This is a genomic window from Acidithiobacillus sp. AMEEHan, from assembly GCF_030996345.1.
GTDB lineage: Bacteria > Pseudomonadota > Gammaproteobacteria > Acidithiobacillales > Acidithiobacillaceae > Igneacidithiobacillus.
Window position 1 is genome coordinate 1,140,907 of the sequence record NZ_CP118747.1, and the last position, 23,134, is coordinate 1,164,040.

Sequence of the window (23,134 nt, forward strand, 5' to 3'; positions counted from 1 at the left end):
CCAATGCAGTGGGCAAAGGTTTACTCCGAACACGCTGCCAATATCTGGGGGCGCGCGCCACGGATTTCAAGAGACGGTATTGTCAAGATGTCGGCCCACCGCCACCAGTGAACCCAGCCAGCCCAACGCGGCGCTGATGAGGACCAGGAGAAACCCCTCGCCAACCGTCAGCGCATGCAGGGGAAAGCTCGTGCCGTAGAGGCTCGCCAGATGGTCGACAGGCCCCTGCAGGATGGCAAAGGCGATGGCCACGATCAACCAGGCCAGGAATCCGGCGAGTATGCCCTGGATCAGACCCTGATACAGGAAGGGGCGGCGAATGAAACTGTTGGTTGCCCCGACCAGGGAACTGATCTCGATCTCGTCGCGACGCTGCTCAATATGCAGGCGGATGGTATTGCCCATCACCAGAATCGCCCCCAAAGCCAAGAGGATGGCCAGGATGTAGACCGCCCGCGTACCGAGGGCGACAATGGCCTGTAGTCGGGCCACCCATTTCAGATCCGATTGGGCGCTGCGCACGATGGCCTCGTGGCTCCACTGCTGGACCTGGGCCTCCAAGCTGCTGGAGCTTTGCGCCAGGGGATTCAGTTCGACGATCAGAGAGGCCGGCAGGGGATTCTCTCCCAGTGTCTGGATGGCCGCGGTCATGCCCGCATAGTGCTGAAAATCCGCCAGGGCATGAACCTTGTCGACAAAGCGTACGGCCACCACGCCGGGACTATGTTGGAGCTGACGACGGAGTTGGGCGATGGCTTGGGGGCTGGCATCATCGTGCAGATACAGCGAAATCTGCGCTTGGTTGTGCCAGCTAGCGAGGAGCTGCTGCAGATTGCCTAGTGCGGTAAACAATCCGACAGGCAGGGCGAATACCACGGCCAGGGCGATGATGGTAAGTGCCGTGGCGATGGGTTGGCGCAGCAGTGTATCCCGCGCATTGCCTAAGGCCTGCAGGCGTATATGAAGGCTCATGCTTTCTCCTGCAACTGTCCGTGGGCAAGGTGCAGGGTGCGTACGCCCATGCGTTCCACTTGGCCCTGATCGTGAGTTGCGACCAGAACCGTCGTTCCGTGCCGATAAAAATCGCGAAACATATCCAGAATTTCATTGCTCAGTTCGGGGTCGAGATTGCCGGTCGGTTCATCGGCAAGCAGGATCTCGGGGGTGTGCACGATGGCCCGGGCAATGCCTACCCGCTGTTGTTCCCCGCCCGAGAGGGTCTCCGGAAACTCCCGCCAGTGCTCTCCCAGCCCTACCTTGTCCAGGGCAGCACGCACCCGATGGTCGAGCTGTCGTGCGGACATCCCGGCAACCTGCAGGGTGAGCGCGACATTGGCGTAAACCGTGCGGTCCATGAGCAGCTTGTGGTCCTGAAAGACGACGCCGACGCGCCGTCGGTACGCCGGGATGTGACGACGACGCAGCGTAGCGAGGTCCACCCCGGCGACGCGCAGGGTGCCGTGGCTCACCGCTTCCAGCCGGGTCAGCAGCTTCAGCAAGGTGCTCTTGCCGGCGCCGGAAGGGCCAGTGAGCAGGGCCATTTCGCCCTTGCCCAACTGCAAATTGAGCTCGCGCAGGACATGACGTCGCCCCGGGTAGTGCTTGGTGACATTGATGAACTCGATCATGCAGACTCCCGCGCAAACAAGGCATCGACAAAGGCCTCGGCATCGAAGGGGCGAAGGTCTTCCACCCCCTCGCCCACGCCGATGAAACGGATAGGGATGGGCAGCGCCTGGGCGATGGCCGCCACCACGCCGCCCTTGGCGGTGCCATCCAACTTGGTGATGCAAATGCCGGTCAGGCCCACAGCGGCGTGAAACTGCTGTGCCTGCTGCAGGGCATTTTGCCCGGTGCCAGCGTCCAACACCAGCCAAATCTGCTGCGGGGCGTCGGGATCCTGCTTGCCGAGAACGCGCTTGACCTTTTTCAGCTCCTCCATGAGATGTCCCTGGGTATGCAAGCGCCCGGCGGTATCGGCAATGAGGAGGTCCGCACCCCGCGAGCGGGCCGCGGCAAAGGCATCAAAAATCACCGAGGCGCTGTCGGCGCCACTGCCCTGGGCGATCACCGGGACTTGCACTCGCGCTCCCCAGCCCTGCAACTGCTCCACCGCCGCAGCGCGGAAGGTGTCGCCGGCTGCCAGCAAAACCCCGAAGCCCTCCATTTTCCAGCGTGCGGCCAGCTTGCCGATGGTGGTGGTCTTGCCGGCGCCGTTGATGCCCACCATCATGAGTACCTGAGTCTGCCCTTTTTGGGGGGTCCAGGCCTCGCAGCGGGGCTGTAGGAGATCAAGGAGAGACTGACGGATGGCTTGTTGCAACGCCGCCGGGTCGCTCAGCTCCTTGCGGCGGACCTTTTCGGTGACAGCTTGCATGATGCTGCGGGTGGCGGGCACGCCGACATCAGACTGTAGGAGGATCGCCTCCAGATCCTCGAGAAGCTCGTCATCGATCTCTTTTTTGCCCAGCACGAGGCGTGCGACACCCTCGCTCAGTTGCTCGCGGGAGCGGCTGAGTCCCGATTTCAGACGGGCAAAGAAGCCCGTCTTGGGTGTTTCTGCAGTTTTTTGTGCCTCGCCCGGTGCAAACCGGGAAGCCGCGAGGGGGGTTTCCGACGCCGGCGAGCTCTCGTCCACGGGCTCAGCGGCAGGTGGCGGGCTGGATGGAGTATCGGGTGCCGCAGCAGGCAGCGGCTCTTGGCTCGGCTCCGCAGGCTCGAGAACGGCTGGCGTTTCCTCTGCAGGGGTGCTTTTGTTACGCTTGAACCAAGACAAAACCATGATCTGTGGGCCAACCTCATTGTCTCTGTGGGCCCGCATTATCTCGCGAAGGACGAACTCGAACAATCTCTTGGAGACGCGATGTCGGTTGCTATCATTGCCGGAAAGCTGCGCGGCAAGAAACTACAGACGGCCAGCGGTGCCAGTATCCGGCCCACTCCGGGCGTGGTGCGCGAGCGTCTGTTCAACTGGCTGGCGACGGAAATCGCGGGGGCGCGGGTGCTCGACCTCTTCGCCGGAACGGGCGCTCTGGGACTGGAGGCGTGGTCCCGGGGTGCCGAACGGGTGGATTTTGTCGAGAGCACAGCCGCGCACCGGCGGATTCTGGAGAAGAACCTCGCCAGTTGTGGCCCCGATGCAAAGATCCGCCTGCTCGGCCGCGATGCGCTCAGCGTGCTCCCCAGTCTTGTCCGGCAGTACGATCTGGTGCTTGCCGATCCGCCTTTTGCGGCGGGCTGGCCGGCGCGCCTTTGGCCGCTCCTGCTGGGCGAAAACAGCCCGGTACGTGCGGGAGGATGGCTCTATCTGGAAGCCAATGCTGCGGAGCTTTGGCGGGAAAGCGAGCTACCTGCTGGCTGGGAATGGTATCGTGCCGGTCGTTGTGGCGACAGCCACTATGTGCTGCTGCATTTGCAGGAGGGGTGATCATGAGTCAGAACGAGAGTCCGCGCCGCATCGTCTATCCCGGGACTTTTGACCCCATCACCCTCGGGCATGAAGATCTGGTGCGACGCGCCGTCGGGCTTTTCGATGAGGTCGTGGTGGCGGTGGCAGCCGAGACACCCAAACGGACCATCTTTCCCCTCGACGAGCGGGTGGCGTTGGCCGAGGCCTGCCTGGCGGGAATCCCGGGAGTGCGGGTGCGGCCATTTCAGGGGCTCCTCCTGCATCTGCTGCAGGCCGAGGGGGTGCGGGTCATCCTCCGCGGGCTGCGCGCGGTATCGGATTTTGAGCACGAGTTTCAGCTGGCATCGATTCAGCGCCGCATGGATCTGCGCGTGGAGACTTTGTTTCTCATGACTTCGGACGCCCACACCTTCCTGTCCTCGAGTCTGGTGCGCGAGATCAGCCGCCTGGGCGGTGATGTGAGCGCCTTCGTGCAGCCCGTCGTTGCCGATGCCCTGCGTCGACGTTTTGCCCCGCAAGGCTAGGAAAGCGTAGAATCAGTCCAGTTTCTTTTTGGGGTGCTTTTCATGTCTTTGCACATTCTTGATAACTGCATCAATTGTGACGTTTGCGAGCCCGAATGCCCGAATGGTGCCATCCACATGGGGCCACAGATCTACGTCATCGAGTCGGGCCTTTGTACCCAGTGTGTTGGCCACTACGACACGCCGCAGTGCCAAGAAGTGTGTCCGGTGGACTGCATCGAACTCGACCCTGCCAACCCGGAATCGGCAGAGGCCTTGCAGGAAAAATTCCTGCTCCTGACCGGACAGGTCTGAGCTTTGCGGCAGCCACGCTGCCCGAATCAGAGGGCTTTCGCGTCTAGGGCGTTCTGTACCAAATGGCTGACTCTTTCCAGTTTCTGAACTTGCTGCTGCGTTGTGGAGCGCTGCATGAGCAGGTGTTCTACCCGACCGTCGATGCTGTCCATGGCCAGGGAGATGCGCTCCAGGGCCTCGAGTTCTTCGGCCGCCTTTTGGTGATAACTCTCCAGGTACTGATTCATCACCGCCATGACCTCGTCGACCCAGTTCTGCGCGTCGCGGCGCGTGTCGACAATATAGTCTCGTACCTTGCCGGCCACCGTGAGAAAGGCCTTGCGGACGACGGAACTTTGGGTGTTCACCGCGATTTCCAGCATCATGCCGAAGCGTTCGTAACTCTCGGCCATGGCCAATAGCTCGGCGCGCCGGGGAAGAATGGCATAGGGAATGGTGGCCAAGGCGGGTAGGGAATAGCGTTGCTGCAACGCGGCGTATTCCCGGCTGATTTCGCCATTGACCGTTTCCGCGCCAGCCAGCGCCAGGTCGAATTGCCGGATGGCCTCGGCAAAAAAATTGCGAAAGCGATCGACGATGCCGGCCGTAGTCCAAGCGGAAAGCATTTCTCCCTTGGCGTTGCTGATGATCAAGTCAAAAGTGGCGGTGGAAAGCGGGGCGAGCAGATGTTCCTGGACAGATTCCTGAAAAGCCAGCTTCCGTCCCTCGAAGGCGCCTCGATCGTGCTCGAAATGCGCCAGCCGCTGTTGATGCTGGCGCACCAGTTTCGGCACTTTCTCGCCTGTGCGGTCTTTGAGCTCCTGCAGATTTTGGGTTTGTGTGACCAGATGGTGGTCCTGCTCGGCCAACAGCGCTTTTTGCTCGGTCAAGATACGCTTTGCCAGAGTCCTGCTCTTCTGCTCCAGGGCCGCACGATGGCCCGGGATGGTCAGTTCGGCGATGGCCTTTTCCAGCTCCAGGATGCCGCTACGCTGCAGTAATTCCTCATTGCCGCGGATTCGCGCCAGGAGCGCCTTCTGGCCGCTGATCGGGATCACTTGCTCCCGGGTGATTCCCAGACGCTCGGCCGTGCGCTGTGCCTGAGCCTCGATTTCTTCCTCGATTTCGAAGGGGTCACGCAGCTCATCCCAGAGGGTGTCGACCTTGTTCAAGAGGACGAGCTGGTGCTGATTCCGATTGCGTTTGAGGTATTGCTCCCAAATGGTCAGGTCACTGTGCGTGACTCCGGTATCGATCCCGAGAATGAAGAGCAGGGCATCGGCATTGGCAAGCATACTGAAGGTCAGTTCTGGTTCCGCGCCGATGGCGTTCAGCCCCGGCGTATCGAGTACGGTCAGGCCGGCATCGAGGATCGGATGGGGCAGAAAGAGCATGGAGTGCCGCCAGCGCGGAATCAACACTTTGCCCAGGCCGCAGGAGGGACAGACGCTGCTCTCCTGGCCTTTGGCCACGCGGTTGAGGGGGGGGCAGAGGCCGAGGCGCCTGGCCTCTTCGATTGCGACACAGATGGTTTCGGTCAGGACCTTTAAGCGTTGGCCCTGGTTGCCGCCTTCCTCAAAACTGAGCCGCACCCACGCGCTGCCCGCCCGTTTGAGCTTTTCGATGCTGACATCCATGCTGCGGCTGGCGATGGGCAAGAGCTGTAGCCCCGCGCGGCCCTGCGGGGCACCGCGAATTTCCACTGGGCACATGGTGGTCTGGCCGGTGCTCGAAGGCAAAAACCGCTGCCCAAGATCAGCAAACAGCAAGGCGTTGATCAGCTCAGTCTTGCCGCGGGAAAACTCGCCCACCACCGCCAGGCGTAGATTGTCCTGTTCGACCTCAAAGGCAAGGTTTTCGAGTTGGAGAATACTTCCTCCGGGAAGCAGCCCGAGGTCTCCGGTAAGCTCGGCCAGTTGATGCAGCGATTGCGCGACGTCCTCTCGCCACCGCCGAAAAGATCGCAAGCCCTGCAGAATCGGCGAATCATTCAATGAATTCGGCATATCGCTCCCGTTCGATGCATCTAGCGCTGGCACTGCCCACAGTAAAATGTCGAGCGCCCCCCGATGCGTGCGGCGCGCAGTGCTTTGCCGCAGCGGATACAGGGTTCCTTCTCGCGTCCGTACACTGCCAGAGATAGTCGAAAATAGCCCTTCTTGCCATCGGGTCGGGTAAAATCGCGCAGGGTGGTGCCGCCGGCGGCAATCGCCTCCTGCAATACTTCCACGATCGCCTGATGCAACTGGTGCAAGCGGGTCAGGGCGATGCGCCCGGCCGCCCGGCGCGGATCGATCCCAGCGCGAAACAGCGATTCGTTGGCGTAGATGTTGCCTACACCGACAACGACGCGGGAATCCATGAGGAAGCTCTTGATGGCTTGCCGATGCCCACGACTGCGAGCGAAGAGATAATCCGCATCAAACTCACTACCCAAAGGTTCCGGCCCAAGACCCTGCAACAACGGATCGCCAGCCCAGTCCTCGCCCCAGAGGAGCAGGCCAAAGCGTCGCGGATCATGAAAACGCAGGCAGTTGCCATCTTCCAGGAGCAGGTCGACATGATCATGTCGTTGCACGACGGTATCTTGTGGCACGACGCGCAAATGCCCGGACATGCCCAGATGCAGCAGGATCTGGCCCTGATCGAGATCGGCCAGGAGGTATTTTCCCCGCCGACGCAGACCAGTGATTTTTTGTCCCCGTAAGCGGGCAGCGAGGTCGTCATTGACCGGCCGCCGTAGCCGCGCTTCGCGCACGGTGACTGCTGCAATGCGCCGGCCTACGAGATGCGGCTCGATGCCGCGCCGCGTCACCTCTACCTCGGGCAATTCAGGCATATGGAGTGCCCCAGACGGCGCTGCTCACGCGCTCGCGACCAGCCAAATCCCGATGCGTCTCCACCTCCTCCCAACCATGCTCGCGCAAGAGCTGACGTAGCCACGGCCCTTGCTCGTGGCCGTGTTCGAATGCGATGCGTGCCTGTGGCTCCAGGTGGTGGACGACTCCGGCGAGGATCGCCTGGTAGGCTTCCAGCCCGGTCTCTCCGGCTACCAGGGCGCTGATGGGCTCAGCGCTCAGTTCGGACAGATGGGCATCGTCGACCGCCAGATAGGGGGGATTACTCAATACCAGGGAGAAACGCTGCTCCGCAGGCAAGGCCTGACACCAATCTCCGATACACCAGCGCACCGGCAGCCCCAAGGCAGCCCCATTCTGGCGGGCAAGGGCCAGAGCGTCCTCGCTTCGGTCCACCGCCCAGTGGTCCAGATCCGGTCGCGCCTGGGCGAGGGCGAGGATGATGGCGCCGCAACCGGTGCCGAGATCCAGCACAGCGCCCTTGTTGGGCAGATGCTCCAGGGCCCAACGCACGAGGGTTTCCGTATCCGGGCGGGGAATGAGCGCGCGCCGATCGATGCGCAGGTCGAGTTCCATGAACGACCAGTGGCCGAGACAATAGGGTAGAGGCTCGCCGCCCACGCGCCGGGCCAGCAGCGCCAACAAGTGGCCGCGGCGCGCTTCTCCCAGAGGCGCCTGGGGATGGCTCCAGAGTGCGGTGCTGCTGTCCAAGACTTCCTCCAGGAGCCAGTGGGCTTCTTGCTCCGGCGCATCGCTGTGGGCCGCAAGCTGGGTGCGGAGCCAGGCAAGCCAGTGCCGTAAAGAATCCCCGGACGTTGGAATCTCAGGCGTCATCACCCAGGCTTTGCAGAAGATCGGCCTGATGTTCGCGCAGGAGTGCCTCGTAGAGGGGGTCTAGGTCCCCGGCGATGATCGCCTCCAGGCGATACAGGGTCAGATTGATGCGGTGATCGGTTACGCGGCCCTGGGGGAAATTGTACGTGCGGATGCGTTCCGAGCGGTCGCCCGAGCCGATCAGGGAGCGCCGCGCCGTTGCGGTGGCGTTCTGCTGCTTTTCCTGCGCCATCTCCATTAAACGCGCTTGCAACAAGGCCATGGCCTTGGCGCGGTTCTTGTGTTGCGAGCGATCTTCCTGGCAGGCTACCACGAGGCCCGTGGGCAGGTGGGTGATGCGCACCGCCGAATCGGTCTTGTTGATGTGCTGGCCACCGGCACCACTGGCGCGGAAGGTGTCGATGCGCAGATCACTACTCTGGATCTCTATCCCTTCGATCTCGTCTACCTCCGGCAGGACTGCTACGGTGCAGGCCGAGGTATGGATGCGCCCCTGCGCCTCGGTATCCGGCACCCGTTGTACACGATGCCCGCCGGATTCGAACTTGAAGCGGGAATAGGCACCGCGCCCGGAGACTTCCAGAACTACTTCGCGGTAACCGCCGCGCTCGGATTCCGAGGCGGAGAGGACGGTGACGTCGAAACCCTTGGTCTGGGCATAGCGGGTATACATACGCGCCAAATCACCGGCAAACAATGCCGCTTCCTCGCCGCCGGTGCCGGCACGGATCTCGATAAAGACGTTACGCTCGTCCTGCGGATCTTTGGGGAGCAGGCGCAGGCGCAGCTCGGCCTCGAGTTCGGCGAGTTCCCCTTCCGCCGCAGATAGCTCCTCGCTCGCCAGGGCGCGCAACTCGGCATCGCTTTCCTCACGCAGGATGCGTTGGGCATCTTCGCGTTCTGCCTGCAGGCGCTCCTGTTGCGCGAGCAGGTCCCGCAGCGGCTGAATTTCACCGAGCTCGCGGGACAAGGCTTGGTACTGTTGTGGATCCTGCAAGATTTCCGGGCTCGCCAGACGATGTTCGAGTTCTTCGGCGCGTAGGCTCAACTGCTCGAGCTGGCCCGCCAAACGGGGGCTGAGACTCATCCTTCTGCGTCGCTGAGATGAAAGAGGATGTCGAGCGAGGCGACCAGGGCCTCGCTGGTGGCTTCCTGACAGGGCTGGCGCAGGGTCGAGATCGGGTCGTGCAGGACCTTGTTCATGAGCGCCTTCGAAAAGGCGTCCAGCACGGTTTCGGGGTCCTGACCCTGCTGCAGGTAGTGGCGAAAGCGCTGAACTTCAGCGCGCCGGGCCTGCTCGACGTGTTCCCGCAAACGGCGAATGGCCGGAACCACCTCCAGGCTGTCACGCCACTGCTGAAATCCATCGGCCTCTTGCGCAATGATCCGTTCGGCCTCGGTCGCTGCCTCGCGGCGCGCCTGCATACCGGCCTGGGCGATGTCGTTGAGATCGTCGATGGTATAGAGATAGCAGCCGTCCAGCTCGTCAATGGCAGGGTCAAGATCACGTGGCACGGCCAGGTCGAGGAAGAGCAGACTGCCACGTTCGCGCGGCAGCCCAGGCTGAACGTCAGCGGAACGGAGGATCACTTGCGGACTGGCGGTACAACTCAATACCAGATCGACGCTGGGAAGCAGGGCAGCCGCGTCTTCCAGAGGGTGTGCTTGACCATCCAGGCGATTGGCGAGCAGACGGGCGCGCTCGGGACTGCGGTTGGCGACGTGGAATCCATCCAGGTCATGTTCGCGCAGGTGGGTGGCCACCAGCTCGATGGTTTCCCCCGCACCGATGAGCAGCACTCGCTTGCTCTGCAGGGAGCCCAACAACTGTCGTGCCAGGGTCACTGCCGCGTAGGCCACGCTCACCGGCGCCGCGCCGATGGCGGTTTCCGTACGCACCTGCTTGGCGACACGGAAGGCCCAGTGTAGCAAGCGGTTGAGGACGGGCCCGGTACTGTCGATGTCCGCCGCGATCTGGTAGGCGTCTTTCACCTGACCCAAAATCTGCGGTTCACCAATGATCATGGAGTCGAGACCACAAACCACGCGAAACAGGTGCTGTACCGCCGCTGCATCGTGATAACTGAAGCTGTTGCCGGTCAAGATCTCGGCGTCGATGCCGTGAAAATCGGCCAGCCACTGCTGCAGGCGATTCTCTCGCGGTCCCGATCCACCATAGGTATAGATTTCGGTGCGGTTGCAGGTGGAAATGATCAGGGCTTCCCTGGCCAAATTCTTGTCCAGTATATCCCGGTGAGCCGCCGCCAACTGATCTGGCGCGAATGCGACTTTCTCGCGAACCTCAATGGGTGCGCTGTGATGACTCAAACCGTAGCAAAAAATGGCGGTACCATCCGTGACATTGACGACCCGATGATGTTTGCGCATTGTCCGCAAGGCTTGTTCGGATTGCAAGCCGCTGAGGCTGGCGCTATTGTCGGCGCATCGCGGTGGGCAGGGAATGGTATGGGCAGGAAGATACAGTGGCGTTGGCTGGCCTTGATCGTGCTTGGGGTGTCTCCCTGGGCCGGAGCCAGCGTCCAGTTGTCGGGGGAGAGCCTGTACTATCTCCTCAGTGCCGAGTTTGCCACCCAACAACACGACTCTGCAATCGCTATCCCGGCCTGGAGGCACAGCGTTGATCAGGTCCCTGTGGCGCCAGTTTTGGCGGCGGCAGCGAAGGCTGCGGCGCAGCTCGGAGATCTGCCTATGGCGCTGCGTTGGGCCAAAAGATGGCATGAACTGGCACCTGATGACAGCGAGTCCGCACGCTTTGAAGCGGGGCTGCTCCTCGCCGATGGTCAGGATTCGGCAGCCCTGGAGTTGCTGCAGGCGACATTGGCGCGCTTTCCCGACGATGAGCGGGTGAGCAGCCAGCTGGCCGAGCTGCTGGCACAGCATGGCCGCTTCGGTGATGCAGAACGATTGTTGCACACGGTTGTTCAGAATCATCCGCATTCTGCTGCAGCACAGCTTGCCTTAGGCCGTTTGGCCTTGCTGCAAAATCAACCGAAACGTGCTGCCAGCGCCTTTGCCGAGGCATTACGACTGCGCCCGGACTGGGAGGAAGCAGCGGTATTGCAGGCCGAAAGCCTCCGCCGGCAAGGGGACTCTCTGGCGGCGTTACAGTTTTTGCAGAGCTACTGTGCCGCGCATCCGAGCGCCGTGCAGGCGCGTGCCCATCTCGCCACACTCTATCTTAGCTTGGGTGGGCAAACGCAGGCTTATCGGGTATTGCAGCAGATCAGCCTGTTGCAGCCGGACGAACCCAAAGTCTGGGGCCAAATGTTACCCTTGGCCCTGGCAGAGGCGGACTGGCGCGGTGCCCAGCGGGCACTGGAGCATCTACGCGAGCTGGCTCCCCACTCGCCATTGGTCCCCTATTACCAAGGGCGCATCGCCGAAGATCAAAAGGAGTGGTCGAAGGCGCGGGAGGAGTACGCAAAGCTGGCCGGTACGCCTCTGGCGGACGAAGGGCAGCTGCGCATCGCCCAGACCTATTATGCGCAAGGGCAAAAGGACAAGGCGCTGCAGGAGCTGCAAAAAATCCAGGCACGGCATCCGAACGATGCGCAGATTCCGCTCCTGCGTGCGCAACTGCTCCAGGAAGAGGCCGATTACGGCGATGCCGCACGAGTTCTCGATCAAGCCCTGGAACGCAATCCCCGCGATGCTGCCCTCTGGTATGCCCGTGGCACTATCGCCGAGCTGCAGAAGGACTATGCCGGCATGGAGAAGGCCATGCGTATCGTCATCGAGCTGCGGCCCGAGGACGCGCAAGCCTACAATTTCATCGGCTACAGTCTGCTCGAACGGCGACAGCAACTGGCGCAGGCCGGGGCATATCTCGAAAAGGCCATTCAACTGGCTCCCGAAGACCCCAACATCCAGGATAGCGTAGGTTGGTATTACCACCTGCAGGGCGACCAAAAGAAGGCGCTGGACTATCTCCAGAAGGCCCATGCCCAGCTTGGCGACGAGCCGGAAGTGCTTGCTCATCTGGGGCGCGTCCTCTGGCAGCTGGGGCGCCAGGAGGAAGCGCGTGCCCTGTGGCGGCGTGGCCTCGAGAAACACCCGGGTAGTAAGCAGCTCCAAGAGGCCCTGTTGCACCCATGAAAGGCATGCTGCGGCAGAATTGGCGGATGCTGGCGATTCCTGCCTTACTGTTACTTGGCGCCTGCGCGCAGCTGCCCGCGCCAAGTGGTCGCGCGCAGCTTCTCCTGCCGGCTGAGCAACGGGCACAGGTTCTCGCCTCGGTGCATCGGTGGACGGCCACCGGTCAGGCCTCCCTGCGTAGCCCGCGCGGGAGCCAGAGTTTTGGTTTTGTCTGGCGGCAGCAGGCCACCGGCGAGCAGCTCCGCATCCTCGGCCCCCTGGGCAATACGGTTGCCGAGTTGCGCGATGACGGTGCGCAGGCCTCGCTGCTCGAGGCCAATGGCCGGCATCTGACGGCGAGTACCATGAGCGTCTTGCTCGAACGGGTACTGGGGGTTGCATTGCCCGTTGCTGAACTCCCCCAATGGCTGCTGGGTATTCCGCCATCCGGGCAAGTGGATTCCTTTGATGCCGCCGGCCTGCCCGAGCGCGCCCGTTGGGGGGGCTGGCAACTGCAATATCTGCGCTATGAGGCGGTGGGCGGGTTACAGATGCCGGCGCTTTTGCAGGCCTCTGGGCCAGATGCCCTGCAGTTGCGCATCGCGGTCAGCAACTGGCAACTGGGGCAATGATGAACGCGCAATGGTATCCGGCACCGGCAAAACTGAATCTGATGTTGCGGGTCATTGGCCAGCGTGAAGATGGCTACCATTTTCTGCAAAGCGTTTTTCAGTTTCTTGACCTGCACGACGAACTCCGCTTTGCTTCGGCGCCTGCCGGGGTGTTTCGTTCCTTTGGCGGGCCGCCAGGTCTGGCGCCGGAAAAGGAATTGACCCTGCGCGCGGCACGCCTCCTGGCCGAGCGCTGCGGCGTGAGCGAGGGCGTGGAGATCACTCTGCGCAAGCGGTTGCCGGAAGGAGGGGGGGTCGGCGGGGGGTCGTCCGATGCTGCCACTACCCTGCTGGTGCTCAACCAGCTCTGGAATTGCGCCCTGACGCGAACGGAGTTGATGGCTATGGGTACCACGCTCGGTGCCGATGTGCCGATCTTCCTTTTTGGCCGCAGCGCGTGGGCGGAGGGCATCGGCGAGCTCCTCCAGCCCATGCCGCCCATCCCGGAGCTCCCGTACCTCCTCGTACATCCAGGCGTATCCGTTGCCACCGCTGAAATTTTTCGCGCCCCCGAATTGACACGCCAACACCCGCCCAGCACAATATCGGCGTTTTTGGGGGGGATCAGGAGAACACCCTGGAACCCTTGGTCCGACGCCGTTATCCCGTCATTGCTGAATGCATCGATTGGTTGCGTGCCCAAGGCCTGCGGAATGCAAGATTGACCGGCAGTGGTGCCTGTTGTTTTGCCGAAATTCCCGTAGGCGTGGCTGGTGAGGCCCTTCTTTCCCAACTGCCCTCACCATGGCGTGGGTGGTTGGTGAGAGGATGCAATCGCCACCCGCTTCTCGGACTTCTCCCGGAAATCCCTGTTGGGGCGTAGCCAAGCGGTAAGGCACCGGATTTTGATTCCGGCATTCCCAGGTTCGAATCCTGGCGCCCCAGCCATTTTATTTTTGCGGACAGTGCAGAGGGATCCATCCTTTCATGTCTCACGGTAGCCTGATGGTATTCAGCGGGAACGCCAATCCCGCCCTGGCAGCGCAGATCGTCAAATTTCTCCAGATTCCCCTGGGGCGGGCAGAGGTCAGCCGCTTCAGTGACGGCGAGGTCTTCGTCGAGATTCTGGAAAATGTCCGCGGTCATGACGTCTTCGTACTGCAACCCACCTGTGCCCCGACGAACGATCACCTCATGGAACTGCTGGCCATGATCGACGCCCTCAAGCGCGCCTCGGCCAATCGCATTACGGCGGTCATGCCGTACTTTGGTTACGCACGGCAAGATCGCAAATCTCGTGCCCGCACGGCGATCACTGCCAAACTCGTCGCTGATCTGGTGACCACCGCTGGCGCGCACCGTGTCCTGACCATGGACCTGCATGCGGATCAGATCCAGGGCTTTTTCGACGTTCCAGTGGACAATATCTACGCCTCGCCCATCCTGCTCGGCGACATCTGGCGGCAAAACCCGGAAAATCTCATGGTCGTTTCCCCCGACGTGGGCGGTGTGGTACGCGCACGTGCCATTGCCAAACGGCTGGAGGTAGATCTCGCCATCATCGACAAACGCCGTCCACGCCCCAACGAATCGGTGGTGATGAATATCATCGGCGAGGTCGACGGACGTAGTTGCGTGCTGGTAGACGATATGGTCGATACCGCCAACACCTTGTGTGAAGCGGCGCATGCTCTGAAAACGCGGGGGCGCTGCGCGTGAGCGCCTACTGCACCCACCCGGTGCTATCCGGCAAGGCCATCGAGCGCATCCGCGGTTCCCAACTCGACGAACTGGTGGTGACCGACACCATTCCATTGAGCAGCGAAGCGCGCGCCTGTGACAAGATCCGCGTGCTCTCGGTCGCCGAACTCTTTGCCGAAACCATCCGCCGGATTGCCGAGGAAGACTCTGTCAGCTCCCTGTTCATGGACTGATTCTCAGGAGTATGGGGCGGCCTGCCGGTCGAGAGTTTTCCGTTCGGGCAGTTGCGGGGCGGGAGTTGCGGCGTGTCCTGCGATGACGGTCAACGGATGCGGATCGGGCTGGTCAACACCGTTCACCAACCAGGCATGGAGAAAAAAGTACGCGACCACCGCCAAGAGAAGGATCAGCGTACCCCAAACCCAAGCGTAAGCACCGGCATTTTTGCCCTCTTCCGTCATTTTTGCTCCTAAAAGATTTTCATCAATGCGCGCACGAAACTCTGCTCTTCCTGCTGTCGTGGCGTCTTGGCTGCGGGGGGCAGATAGCCTGCCAAAAAATACCCCATCTTGCCGGGATTTCCCTTGCCACCGCCGGTGGCCAGAGTGCCGGTCTGCGGATCATAGCGCGCCGTGACGACGTCCGGGGGCCTGAAAAAGCCGGTATCCGGCATGCCCTGCAGAGCCGTTCCCATGTAACGTATCCAGATCGGCAAGGCTTCGCGGGCACCCGCCGCCCAGGTGCCCATGGTATGGTTGTCGTCATAGCCCACCCATACCGAGGTGGTGATTTCCGGATTGAAGCCATTGAACCAGGCGTTCTCTTCGGCATTGGTGGTGCCGGTTTTTCCGGCGAGGTCATGGCGATGCAGAATCTGCGCCGCGACCCCCGTCCCGACGCGGATCACCCGCTCCATCATCCGCGTCATCAGATAGGCCACCCCCGGGGGATGACCGTCTGACGGGCGGGTGCCCGATAGGCCAACGGGCAGTGCAGAAGCGCCACTTGCGTGCCATTGGCGGTGATCACCTTGCGAATGAGATAGGGGTGAGGGAGAAAGCCGCCGCTGGAGAAGGTGGCGTAGGCGCGTGCCATCTGCAGGGGCGTGAAATCGCCGGCACCGAGCACCATCGAAGGGGTTGCCGGCACCTGTTTAGCGGGAAAGCCGAAGCGCTGCACATAGGTTTTCGCATAAGGGATGCCCACATCCATGAGCAGGCGCACACTCGGCACGTTGTGGGAGTCGGCGAGATCCTCCCAGATCGGGAAGGGAACCTTGGAAAAGGTGCGACTATAGTTGGTGGGTGCGTAGATCTGCCCGTCCGCCAGATGGATGATCAGGGGGGTGTCGGCAATCAAGGAAACCGGGGTGTAATAGCCCTTGTGACCACTGGCGAGCAGTGTAGGAGCGTCGATGACCGAGGCATAGACGAAGGGCTTGAAACCGGATCCCGGTTGCCGGTAAGAATACAGGGCGCGATCAAAATGACTGAGTTCGTAGCTGAAGCCGCCGACCAAGGCAAGGATGGCGCCGCTGTGACTATTCAGCGAAACCAAGGCCCCCTGGACGTGCGGGATCTGCGCCAGCTGCCAGCCGGCGTGGGGTACAGCGTGCCAGACCCTGGTACCCCAGACGGGGTTACCCGTTCCTTCCGTCGCCGCGGCGACATAGTGCCGGACCCAGATGAGATCACCTGCTGCAAGCACCTGATTCACCCCCGTCGGCCGCTGGCCATTGGGCCGTAATCGGGCCCAGGCAACGTCCCGGAGACGGAGTTCGGCCTGCCGTTGCCCCTCGATCTTGATCTGCGCTTTCTGCGCATCGACTGTTTCCACCACCGCCCAGCGCAAGTTGGCCGGGTCGAAGTCCGGCAACATGGGGGGGCGCTGCCCGTGCAGAGCGGCCTGCAGCATCTGGCCGCGCAGTTGCGCAATTGGACCGCGCCAGGCCTTGGGGTCCATGCTATCGAGACCCATGGCGTAATTCTCCAAGCCAATCGCCACATCCTGGCTGGCTGCCTGCTGATCTCGCGGATCGATGCTGGTGTAGACCCGCAGGCCACTGCGGTAGGTAAAGTCGGGGCCAAAATGCTTCTCCAGCCAGCTACGGATCCAGTCGGTGGCATAAGGGGCCAAGTTGCTTGCAGGGGCGTGGTAGCGGGCGCGAATTGGCTCGGCCATGGCTCGTTGCGCGGCCTCCTCACTGATGAACCCCAGTCTTGCCATGCGGCGCAGTACATAGTCGCGGCGCGTCTTGGCCGAGGCCGGCGAAGCGATAGGGTTGAATACCGATGGGGCAGCTGGCAAACCCGCCAGAGTCGCCATTTCGCCCAAACTCAGTTGCGAGACCGTCTTGCCGTAATAGGTTTCGGCGGCCGCCTGTACTCCGTAGGCTCCCTCGCCCAGATAGATCTTGTTGACGTAGAGATCGAGGATCTGCGCGCGATCCAGATGTTGGGCCAGCTTGTAGGCAAGGAGGATCTCTGCCACCTTGCGGGTGATGGTCTTTTTCGGAGTCAGGTAAAAATTGCGGGCGACCTGCTCGGTAATCGTGCTCGCTCCCTGCACCGGTCCCCAATGGAGGAGATCCACCCAGGCAGCGCGAATGATGCCGGGAAAGCTGACCGGATAATACAGCGGATTGTGGCTGTAGAACTTGGAGTTTTCGGCGGCGATGAAAGCTTCCTGCAGGCGCTTCGGAACCTGGCGGAGAGGCAAGGCGTAGCGCAACTGCGGGCCGATGACCTGCAGGAGCTTACCGTTATTGGCATAGATGCGTAGTGGCTCGGCCGGATGCCAATGTTCCAACGCTTGTACTGGAGGAAGTTCCTGGTAGATGCGATAGGTCCAGAACCCAACGGCGATGGCGGCGTCCACCAATACGAAAAGGACGACAAAGACCAGCCAGAACCGCCAGCTGCGCTGGCGGAAGAAGGGAGTCGCAGACATTGTTCAGGCCTCGCTGGAGCGCAATCGCGCGTCGCTCATAGCGCACCCTGTGCGCGATGCCAGAGACGACTGAACCAACCGGCCTTGGCCACCGCATTTTTCGCGAGTACTGGTTCCGCTTTCAGGATCTTGCCTTGCCAGAGAAGATCGAGGGTGCCCACGTTGCTATTGGCCGCGATCGGGGCCTGCAGATTGGCCGCTGCGACGAAACGGCTTTCCACCTTGCCCTGGCTGGGCCGCGGGACGACCACGTTGATCGCTTTGGGGGTGATGACCGAGAGAGTTTCCGGGCTCCAGTCGATCCGCTTCAGCTGTGCCACTACCGCGCCGGCGGGATAGACCTGCCGTTGCTGCCAGCCATGGAAACCGTAATGCAACATGGCCGCGGCGTCGGTACCGGCGACGGCGCGCGAGCTGGCGCCCAGAATTACCGCCACCAGGTCACGACCCTCCTGGCTGGCGCTGACGGCCAGATCCCAGTTGTTGGCTGACGCCAAGCCCACTCCCAGACCCGTGATGCCGTGTTGGCCCGCCAACGGGTTGTAGTTGTACTGGGTGATGTTGTTGTAGCGGTAACTTGCCTGCCCCGCGACTTTCTCGACCTGCGGGAATTTCACCAACAGGGCCCGTGCCAGGCGGGCGATGTCGAGCGCCGTACTGCGCTGCCCAGGTGTGGGCATGCCATCGGGATTGACGAAATGGGTTTGGGTCAGGCCCATGCTGGCGGCTTCGCGGTTCATCAGGTCGACAAAACCGCCGACACTGCCGGCCACCGACTGGGCAATGGCAATGGCGGCGTCGTTGCCCCCGTCGATCAGCAGGCCATGGGTCAGTTGGTCGATGGTTACCGGAAGACCTGGCTGGATGAACATGCGCGAGCCCGCGGCATGCCAGGCGTCGACGCTTACTGAGACGTGCTGGTCGGGTTGTAGCATCTTCTGCGCTTCTGCCTGATAGAGGAGATAGGCGGTCATCAGCTTGACCAGGCCCGACGGGTCGTAGCTCGCTTGCCCATTCTGGTCGAGCAGGACTTGATCGGTATTGACGTCGATCAGCACCGCCGCCTTGACGCCGGAAATCTGTGGTGCTGGCATGGGTGGTGCTGCGGGCAGAGTAGGCGTGGGCACGACGGCATAGGCAGTACCGGAAACCAGCAAAACAGCAAAAAACGCGGCGGTTTTCTTCATAGGGGCGGCAGAACTCTTCAGGAAAGATTTTCCTTTGGAAAAACTGCCGCCGGGAAAAGTTCCCGCCGCCTAGCCACGGCTGGCGCGGTAGCGCTCGATCAGCGCCTGGGTAGAGCTGTCATGGGAATGATGTGTCTTGCCCTGCAGGTCGGATTCGACGCGCGTGGCCAAGACCTTACCGAGCTCTACCCCCCACTGGTCAAAGGAGTCGATGCCCCAGATCACCCCCTGGGTGAAGACGCTGTGTTCGTAGAGGGCGACCAGGGCACCCAGAGAGAAAGGGGTGAGGGCATCGACGAGGAGCAGGTTGCTGGGCCGATTGCCGGGCGAAACCCGGTGGGGAATCTGTGCCTGGGGTACCCCCAGGGCACGCAGTTCGTCCGCCGAGCGGCCAAAAGCCAGGGCCTCACTTTGTGCAAAGAGATTGGCCATGAGCAGGTCATGTTGGTCCCTGTATTCGCTGAGGGGGGCGATAAAACCAATCAAGTCACAGGGCACCAAGCGGGTTCCCTGATGCAGCAATTGGTAAAAGGAGTGTTGGCCGTCGGTGCCGGGTTCACCCCAAATGATTGGGCCGCTATCCACTGTAAGGGAGTTCCCGGCGAGGTCTACCCGTTTGCCGTTGCTTTCCATCTGCAGTTGCTGCAGATAGGCGGGAAAGCGGGCCAGGTCGTGGGCATAGGGCAGGATCGCCTGGCTCTGTGCGTCCCAGAAATTGTTGTACCAGATCGAGATCATCCCCAGGAGCACCGGCAGATTTTGCTCCAGCGGGGCATGCTGAAAGTGCTCATCCATGGCATGGAACCCGCGCAGCATCTCGCCAAAGGCCGACGAGCCAACCGCCAGCATGGTGGCCAGACCAATGGCGGAATCCATCGAGTAGCGCCCGCCTACCCAGTCCCAAAAGCCGAAGCTATGCTCTGGATGCATGCCAAAGGCGGCGACCGCCTTGTCATTGGTGGATACTGCAACGAAGTGTTGCTCCACCGCTGCCTCGCCCAAGGCCGCCACCAGCCAACGTCGGGCGGCGTGGGCATTGGTCATGGTTTCCAGGGTAGTAAAAGTTTTCGAAGCGATGATGAACAGAGTCTCTTCGGGGTCGACCTCGGCGAGTACCGCCGCGAGTGCCGCACCATCGACATTCGCTACGAAGTGTTCGCGGATGCCCGCGATCCGCTGCTGCCGTAACGCGCGGTAGGCCATCTCCGGCCCCAGATAGGAGCCACCGATACCGATATTGACGATTTGGCGCAGGGGTTTGCCCGTCGCTCCCAGCCATTCTCCGCTATGGACCTTATCGCAGAAGGTCATCATGCGCTGCAGAACCGCATGCACCTCCGGCACGACGTTGACTCCCTGGTCGCAGATCCGGGCATCTTTCGGTGCACGCAGGGCGGCATGCAGGACGGCGCGATCTTCCGTCGTGTTGATGTGCTCGCCAGCGAACATGGCGGCGCGGCGCGTCTCGAGGCCGCGTTCCCGCGCCAGATCGATCAGTGCCGCCAGGGTTTCCTGATGCAGCCAGTTCTTCGAGTAATCCAGGTAGATGCCGCAGGCCTCGGCGGTCATCTGGCTGCCACGCTCGGGATCCGCATCGAAGAGATCGGCAATCCTCGCATCACCCCAATCCTCTCGTTGCTTCTGCACTCGCTGCCAGGCCGGTAGATCCTGCAATTTTGCTGCGCACATGTTCACTCTCCTGGGCTTGCCAAGTTGGTCGGGAGATACTCCAAAAAGAGTAGGAGAAGGTCGTGGAGGCTGCAAGGCAAACGATTACTCTAAAATAAAAATATCTACATATATGATTATATTGGGTTATTTGGGAAGATATGGTGCAAAACAACCAGCCAATTCGGTGCTTTTGAACGATTCTTAAGTAGTCATATCACCAAATCCTTATTTTTGCTGGCGCTCCCTTCGCCAGAAATGTGGCATGCGCTTTGCTGTTTTGGAACCAGCAGTTCATCCATAACCCTACCGAGTCGAGGAATCAGCAATGATCATCGAAAACAGCTTACCGGTCCTGCTCAGTCGGCTGGACTTCGCATGGATCACCACCATGCACATCCTCTGGACACCGATGACCATCGGCATGTCCTGGCTGTTGTTTTTCTTGGAAGTCGCTTGGCTTCGCAGTGGCGATGAGCGTTGGTACAAGCTCAATCGCTTCTTCGAAAAGATCTTCATCATCAACTTTGGCGCCGGCGTAGCCACTGGCGTGACCATGGAGATGGCTTTCGGCATCCTCTACGGCCCGTTCTCTCAAGCCGTTGGTCCCTTCTTCGGCAATATCCTTGGCTTCGAGACCATCACCGCTTTCATGTATGAGGCGGGCTTCATCGGCCTCATGGTCTTTGGTTGGGGCAAGGTCAGCAAGGGCATGCACCTCTTTGCCACCTTCAACGTGGGCCTGTCCTCCAGCCTTTCCGCCATGTGGATTCTGGTCGCCAATTCCTGGATGCAGACGCCCAACGGGGTTGTCCTCAAGGATGGCCTATTCCAGGTGGAGAACTGGTGGCATGCCATCCTCAACGACAACTTCGTCTGGGGCTTTCCGCACATGTGGGTAGCGACGGTGGAGCTGTCTCTCTTCGTCATGGCCGGTGTGAGTGCCTGGTTCATCCTCAAGAATCGCAACGCCGATCTCTTCACCAAGATGCTCAAGCCGACCCTTCTTGCCCTGCTCATCGTCACCCCGATCCAGATCTTCATCGGTGATAGCGTCGGTAAGGATGTGGCCGATACCCAGCCGACCTCTTTGGCGGCCATGGAAGGGCACTACCATACCTATCTTCCGGATGGTAAACCCAACACCAGCTGGAACCTGATCGCGATCCCCAATGCCAACAATGATGGCAACCTTTTCCAGATTTCCATCCCGCACGTTTTGAGTCTGCTGGAAACGCATACCTGGGACGGCGCGGTGAAAGGTATGGACCAGTTCGCGCCCGAGGATCGCCCTGACGTCTGGGTGCCCTTTTACGCCTTCCGCGTGATGGTGGCGATTGGTTTCTTCCTCTTCTTCGTAGCGCTGTGGGGGAACTGGCTGCGTCTTCGTGGCAAGCTCAATGCCGAATCGCTCCGCAAAAGCCCCTGGTTCCTGCGGGCCGTGGTCTTCTCTGCCTTCCTGCCCTATCTGGCCATCTGGACCGGTTGGTGGGTGCGGGAAATCGGCCGCCAGCCCTGGGTGGTCTATGGCCTGATGCGCACCTACCAAGGTGTGAGTCACATGAGCGTGGCTCAGGAAGTGATCTGGTTCCTGGGCTATATCCTCTTCGAGCTTCTGGTATGGGCCGGTGCCTGGTATTTCTTCGCCCGGGTCATTGCCAAGGGCGTGGACGGTATCGCCCCATCGAATCAGCTCTTCCATCACGGGGAAGAGGGCGATGCGCACGCCGGCGGCGGTCACGCGCAGGCCAGCTTTGCCAAGCCGATGCTCAAGGCTGAGCGCTGAGCCGCGTGGGGTGGCCCGCGCCACCCCATTTACTGATTTTGAAGGAGGTTACCATGGATTTTACCCACGACATCGTGCGGATTACCTCGGCTCTTTCCACCTGGTGGTGGATTTTGCTGGGGTTGATGTTTTTGTTTTATATCGCTCTGGATGGCGCCGATCTAGGGGCCGGCATTTTTGCCCTGTTTTCCAAGGATGAGGATGAACGTGGCGCCATCATGGCGTCGATGGCCGGCTTTTGGGATGGCAACGAGACCTGGCTGGTGGTGGCTGGCGGCGTGCTCTTCGGGGCCTTTCCGCTGGTCTACGGCTCGGCGTTCAACTACCTGATGATCCCGTTGATGATCGCTCTTTGGGCCATCATCATGCGCGCCGTGGCCTTCGAGTTCCACGTCCATGCTCGTTCCAGCCGCAAGGTCTGGGGCTGGTTCTTTGCCATTGGCAGCCTGCTGGCACCGTTCTTTGCCGGCGTCGCCCTGGGTGCCAGTCTGCAGGGTTTTCCCATGCAGAACGGTCTGGCCATGGCGCATATTGCCGGGCGCGACTATAGCACCCCGGTCATGCACTTTTCCGGCAACGCACTGACCTGGCTCACCCCCTTCAGTATTTGGACGGGGGTTGGTGCGGTCATTGCTGCGGGGCTGGCCGGTGGCCTGTACCTCTGCGCGCGTTTCGTCCCTGGTGATGTGATACACGAGCGCGCCAAGGGCTGGACCAGCCTGTTCTCCTTCCTGGCCCTGGCTGCCATCGTGGTGACTTTGGTCTGGTCCTATGCCATTTTCCCGTGGGCGGCCGCCAAGTGGACCGGCTCCAATTGGTGGGTCTGGGCAGCGTGGATGATCATCGTGCTGTTCTTTGCCTTCAAGTCCATGAGCAACCATTCTGCAGGTCACGATTTCGTTGCCCTGCTCTGGGGCGAAGGGGTGGTGGCCCTACTCTGGGCCGCTATGTGGGCGACGATGTTTCCCTACATCGTACCGGGAACCTGGACCATCGATGCCGCTGCCAATCCGGCCAACTCGCTGGCGGTGTTCACCCTCTTCATGACTGGCTTCGTACCCATCATGATCATGTACAACTGGTACCAGATCTGGGTGTTCCGCGGACGCTTCACCAAAAAGAGCATCTACGCTGCCCACTGATCGGGGCGGGCGCAAAAAACCGGGGCAGCGCCCCGGTTTTTTTGTGGGTGCGCAACTTTCCGTTTTGTCAGCGGTCGTAGTGATATAACCCTAGTCG

General features: G+C 61.2%; 22 protein-coding genes, 1 tRNA gene and 1 pseudogene. 11 read left to right on the forward strand and 13 right to left on the reverse strand.

What is annotated here, in order from left to right; all coding sequences use genetic code 11:
* Window positions 1-66: 66 nt before the first annotated feature.
* The 3 genes from ftsX to ftsY are packed head-to-tail and all read right to left on the reverse strand — an operon-like array spanning window position 67 to window position 2,782.
* Window positions 67-972, reverse strand: coding sequence for a permease-like cell division protein FtsX (ftsX, locus tag ORD17_RS05840; RefSeq protein ID WP_308389919.1), 906 nt, complete (start codon window positions 970-972; stop codon window positions 67-69).
* Window positions 969-1,628 (reverse strand): cell division ATP-binding protein FtsE, encoded by a 660-nt coding sequence (gene ftsE, locus ORD17_RS05845; protein WP_308389920.1) that lies wholly within the window; start codon window positions 1,626-1,628, stop codon window positions 969-971. Before ftsE ends, ftsX begins: the two co-directional genes overlap by 4 nt.
* Window positions 1,625-2,782, reverse strand: coding sequence for a signal recognition particle-docking protein FtsY (gene ftsY, locus ORD17_RS05850; protein WP_308389921.1), 1,158 nt, complete (start codon window positions 2,780-2,782; stop codon window positions 1,625-1,627). Before ftsY ends, ftsE begins: the two co-directional genes overlap by 4 nt.
* An 81-nt stretch (window positions 2,783-2,863) precedes the next feature.
* Here ftsY and rsmD point away from each other — a divergent pair, with 81 nt between their 5' ends.
* From rsmD to ORD17_RS05865, 3 genes are read left to right on the forward strand one after another with little or no spacing between them, the layout of a single operon-like run.
* Window positions 2,864-3,427, forward strand: a complete 564-nt coding sequence (rsmD, locus tag ORD17_RS05855; protein WP_308389922.1) for a 16S rRNA (guanine(966)-N(2))-methyltransferase RsmD — start codon at window positions 2,864-2,866, stop codon at window positions 3,425-3,427.
* Between the two features lie 2 nt (window positions 3,428-3,429).
* Window positions 3,430-3,933 carry a pantetheine-phosphate adenylyltransferase gene (gene coaD, locus ORD17_RS05860; RefSeq protein WP_308389923.1) on the forward strand — a complete coding sequence of 168 codons (504 nt, stop codon included), beginning with the start codon at window positions 3,430-3,432 and terminating at the stop codon, window positions 3,931-3,933.
* Between the two features lie 42 nt (window positions 3,934-3,975).
* Window positions 3,976-4,227 (forward strand): YfhL family 4Fe-4S dicluster ferredoxin, encoded by a 252-nt coding sequence (locus ORD17_RS05865; RefSeq protein WP_308389924.1) that lies wholly within the window; start codon window positions 3,976-3,978, stop codon window positions 4,225-4,227.
* 26 nt (window positions 4,228-4,253) lie between these two features.
* Here ORD17_RS05865 and ORD17_RS05870 read toward each other — a convergent pair whose 3' ends face one another.
* From ORD17_RS05870 to hemA, 5 genes are read right to left on the reverse strand one after another with little or no spacing between them, the layout of a single operon-like run.
* Complete coding sequence (locus ORD17_RS05870) at window positions 4,254-6,212, reverse strand: dynamin family protein (RefSeq protein ID WP_308389925.1); 1,959 nt, start codon at window positions 6,210-6,212, stop codon at window positions 4,254-4,256.
* Between the two features lie 20 nt (window positions 6,213-6,232).
* Window positions 6,233-7,045, reverse strand: a complete 813-nt coding sequence (gene mutM, locus ORD17_RS05875; RefSeq protein ID WP_308389926.1) for a bifunctional DNA-formamidopyrimidine glycosylase/DNA-(apurinic or apyrimidinic site) lyase — start codon at window positions 7,043-7,045, stop codon at window positions 6,233-6,235.
* Window positions 7,038-7,898 (reverse strand): peptide chain release factor N(5)-glutamine methyltransferase, encoded by an 861-nt coding sequence (prmC, locus tag ORD17_RS05880; protein ID WP_308389927.1) that lies wholly within the window; start codon window positions 7,896-7,898, stop codon window positions 7,038-7,040. The genes mutM and prmC overlap by 8 nt, the downstream gene beginning before the upstream one ends.
* A complete protein-coding gene (prfA, locus tag ORD17_RS05885; protein WP_308389928.1) occupies window positions 7,888-8,985 on the reverse strand; it encodes a peptide chain release factor 1 in 1,098 nt (365 codons plus the stop codon). The genes prmC and prfA overlap by 11 nt, the downstream gene beginning before the upstream one ends.
* The gene (gene hemA / locus ORD17_RS05890) at window positions 8,982-10,286 is read right to left on the reverse strand and encodes a glutamyl-tRNA reductase (protein ID WP_308389929.1); all 1,305 of its coding nucleotides are present in this window, start codon (window positions 10,284-10,286) and stop codon (window positions 8,982-8,984) included. The genes prfA and hemA overlap by 4 nt, the downstream gene beginning before the upstream one ends.
* Here hemA and ORD17_RS05895 point away from each other — a divergent pair.
* From ORD17_RS05895 to ORD17_RS05920, 6 genes and pseudogenes are all read left to right on the forward strand, one after another.
* The gene (locus ORD17_RS05895; protein WP_308389930.1) at window positions 10,218-12,014 is read left to right on the forward strand and encodes a tetratricopeptide repeat protein; all 1,797 of its coding nucleotides are present in this window, start codon (window positions 10,218-10,220) and stop codon (window positions 12,012-12,014) included. The two genes, hemA and ORD17_RS05895, sit on opposite strands and share 69 nt — an antisense overlap.
* Entirely contained in the window at window positions 12,011-12,625 is a 615-nt protein-coding gene (gene lolB / locus ORD17_RS05900) for a lipoprotein insertase outer membrane protein LolB (RefSeq protein WP_308389931.1), read from the forward strand. Before ORD17_RS05895 ends, lolB begins: the two co-directional genes overlap by 4 nt.
* A complete protein-coding gene (gene ispE, locus ORD17_RS05905; protein WP_308389932.1) occupies window positions 12,622-13,329 on the forward strand; it encodes a 4-(cytidine 5'-diphospho)-2-C-methyl-D-erythritol kinase in 708 nt (235 codons plus the stop codon). The genes lolB and ispE overlap by 4 nt, the downstream gene beginning before the upstream one ends.
* Window positions 13,251-13,487 carry a hypothetical protein gene (locus ORD17_RS05910; protein ID WP_308389933.1) on the forward strand — a complete coding sequence of 79 codons (237 nt, stop codon included), beginning with the start codon at window positions 13,251-13,253 and terminating at the stop codon, window positions 13,485-13,487. Before ispE ends, ORD17_RS05910 begins: the two co-directional genes overlap by 79 nt.
* A tRNA-Gln gene (locus ORD17_RS05915) sits at window positions 13,478-13,552 on the forward strand. Before ORD17_RS05910 ends, ORD17_RS05915 begins: the two co-directional genes overlap by 10 nt.
* A 39-nt stretch (window positions 13,553-13,591) precedes the next feature.
* A pseudogene (locus ORD17_RS05920) lies at window positions 13,592-14,538 on the forward strand (ribose-phosphate pyrophosphokinase).
* Between the two features lie 3 nt (window positions 14,539-14,541).
* Here ORD17_RS05920 and ORD17_RS05925 read toward each other — a convergent pair.
* The 5 genes from ORD17_RS05925 to pgi all read right to left on the reverse strand — a co-directional run bounded on the left by ORD17_RS05925 (window position 14,542) and on the right by pgi (window position 20,130).
* Window positions 14,542-14,766, reverse strand: coding sequence for a hypothetical protein (locus tag ORD17_RS05925; RefSeq protein WP_308389934.1), 225 nt, complete (start codon window positions 14,764-14,766; stop codon window positions 14,542-14,544).
* A gap of 8 nt (window positions 14,767-14,774) precedes the next feature.
* Window positions 14,775-15,233, reverse strand: coding sequence for a hypothetical protein (locus ORD17_RS05930; protein ID WP_308389935.1), 459 nt, complete (start codon window positions 15,231-15,233; stop codon window positions 14,775-14,777).
* Entirely contained in the window at window positions 15,233-17,254 is a 2,022-nt protein-coding gene (locus ORD17_RS05935; protein ID WP_308389936.1) for a transglycosylase domain-containing protein, read from the reverse strand. The genes ORD17_RS05930 and ORD17_RS05935 overlap by 1 nt, the downstream gene beginning before the upstream one ends.
* Before the next feature lie 35 nt (window positions 17,255-17,289).
* Entirely contained in the window at window positions 17,290-18,441 is a 1,152-nt protein-coding gene (locus ORD17_RS05940; RefSeq protein WP_308389937.1) for a D-alanyl-D-alanine carboxypeptidase family protein, read from the reverse strand.
* Between the two features lie 69 nt (window positions 18,442-18,510).
* Complete coding sequence (gene pgi / locus ORD17_RS05945; protein ID WP_308389938.1) at window positions 18,511-20,130, reverse strand: glucose-6-phosphate isomerase; 1,620 nt, start codon at window positions 20,128-20,130, stop codon at window positions 18,511-18,513.
* Window positions 20,131-20,437: 307 nt separating this feature from the next.
* On the opposite strand from pgi, the gene ORD17_RS05950 reads away from it, so the two are divergent.
* Both ORD17_RS05950 and cydB read left to right on the forward strand, forming a co-directional pair.
* Window positions 20,438-21,895 (forward strand): cytochrome ubiquinol oxidase subunit I, encoded by a 1,458-nt coding sequence (locus tag ORD17_RS05950; protein ID WP_308389939.1) that lies wholly within the window; start codon window positions 20,438-20,440, stop codon window positions 21,893-21,895.
* A gap of 53 nt (window positions 21,896-21,948) precedes the next feature.
* On the forward strand, window positions 21,949-23,037 hold the full coding sequence (gene cydB / locus ORD17_RS05955; protein WP_308389940.1) for a cytochrome d ubiquinol oxidase subunit II: 1,089 nt from the start codon (window positions 21,949-21,951) through the stop codon (window positions 23,035-23,037).
* Window positions 23,038-23,134: the final 97 nt, after the last annotated feature.

What these genes read in the sequence shown, in the direction of transcription:
- cydB (WP_308389940.1), top strand. Translation starts at nt 21,949, where the DNA reads ATGGATTTTACCCACGACATCGTGCGGATTACCTCGGCTCTTTCCACC.
- ORD17_RS05950 (WP_308389939.1), top strand. Translation starts at nt 20,438, where the DNA reads ATGATCATCGAAAACAGCTTACCGGTCCTGCTCAGTCGGCTGGACTTC.
- mutM (WP_308389926.1), bottom strand. Translation starts at nt 7,045, where the DNA reads ATGCCTGAATTGCCCGAGGTAGAGGTGACGCGGCGCGGCATCGAGCCG.
- ORD17_RS05870 (WP_308389925.1), bottom strand. Translation starts at nt 6,212, where the DNA reads ATGCCGAATTCATTGAATGATTCGCCGATTCTGCAGGGCTTGCGATCT.
- prfA (WP_308389928.1), bottom strand. Translation starts at nt 8,985, where the DNA reads ATGAGTCTCAGCCCCCGTTTGGCGGGCCAGCTCGAGCAGTTGAGCCTA.
- rsmD (WP_308389922.1), top strand. Translation starts at nt 2,864, where the DNA reads ATGTCGGTTGCTATCATTGCCGGAAAGCTGCGCGGCAAGAAACTACAG.
- hemA (WP_308389929.1), bottom strand. Translation starts at nt 10,286, where the DNA reads ATGCGCAAACATCATCGGGTCGTCAATGTCACGGATGGTACCGCCATT.
- ORD17_RS05930 (WP_308389935.1), bottom strand. Translation starts at nt 15,233, where the DNA reads ATGACGCGGATGATGGAGCGGGTGATCCGCGTCGGGACGGGGGTCGCG.
- ORD17_RS05925 (WP_308389934.1), bottom strand. Translation starts at nt 14,766, where the DNA reads ATGACGGAAGAGGGCAAAAATGCCGGTGCTTACGCTTGGGTTTGGGGT.
- ftsY (WP_308389921.1), bottom strand. Translation starts at nt 2,782, where the DNA reads ATGGTTTTGTCTTGGTTCAAGCGTAACAAAAGCACCCCTGCAGAGGAA.
- pgi (WP_308389938.1), bottom strand. Translation starts at nt 20,130, where the DNA reads ATGTGCGCAGCAAAATTGCAGGATCTACCGGCCTGGCAGCGAGTGCAG.
- coaD (WP_308389923.1), top strand. Translation starts at nt 3,430, where the DNA reads ATGAGTCAGAACGAGAGTCCGCGCCGCATCGTCTATCCCGGGACTTTT.
- ftsE (WP_308389920.1), bottom strand. Translation starts at nt 1,628, where the DNA reads ATGATCGAGTTCATCAATGTCACCAAGCACTACCCGGGGCGACGTCAT.
- ORD17_RS05865 (WP_308389924.1), top strand. Translation starts at nt 3,976, where the DNA reads ATGTCTTTGCACATTCTTGATAACTGCATCAATTGTGACGTTTGCGAG.
- ORD17_RS05895 (WP_308389930.1), top strand. Translation starts at nt 10,218, where the DNA reads ATGACTCAAACCGTAGCAAAAAATGGCGGTACCATCCGTGACATTGAC.
- lolB (WP_308389931.1), top strand. Translation starts at nt 12,011, where the DNA reads ATGAAAGGCATGCTGCGGCAGAATTGGCGGATGCTGGCGATTCCTGCC.
- ORD17_RS05935 (WP_308389936.1), bottom strand. Translation starts at nt 17,254, where the DNA reads ATGTCTGCGACTCCCTTCTTCCGCCAGCGCAGCTGGCGGTTCTGGCTG.
- prmC (WP_308389927.1), bottom strand. Translation starts at nt 7,898, where the DNA reads ATGACGCCTGAGATTCCAACGTCCGGGGATTCTTTACGGCACTGGCTT.
- ftsX (WP_308389919.1), bottom strand. Translation starts at nt 972, where the DNA reads ATGAGCCTTCATATACGCCTGCAGGCCTTAGGCAATGCGCGGGATACA.
- ispE (WP_308389932.1), top strand. Translation starts at nt 12,622, where the DNA reads ATGATGAACGCGCAATGGTATCCGGCACCGGCAAAACTGAATCTGATG.
- ORD17_RS05940 (WP_308389937.1), bottom strand. Translation starts at nt 18,441, where the DNA reads ATGAAGAAAACCGCCGCGTTTTTTGCTGTTTTGCTGGTTTCCGGTACT.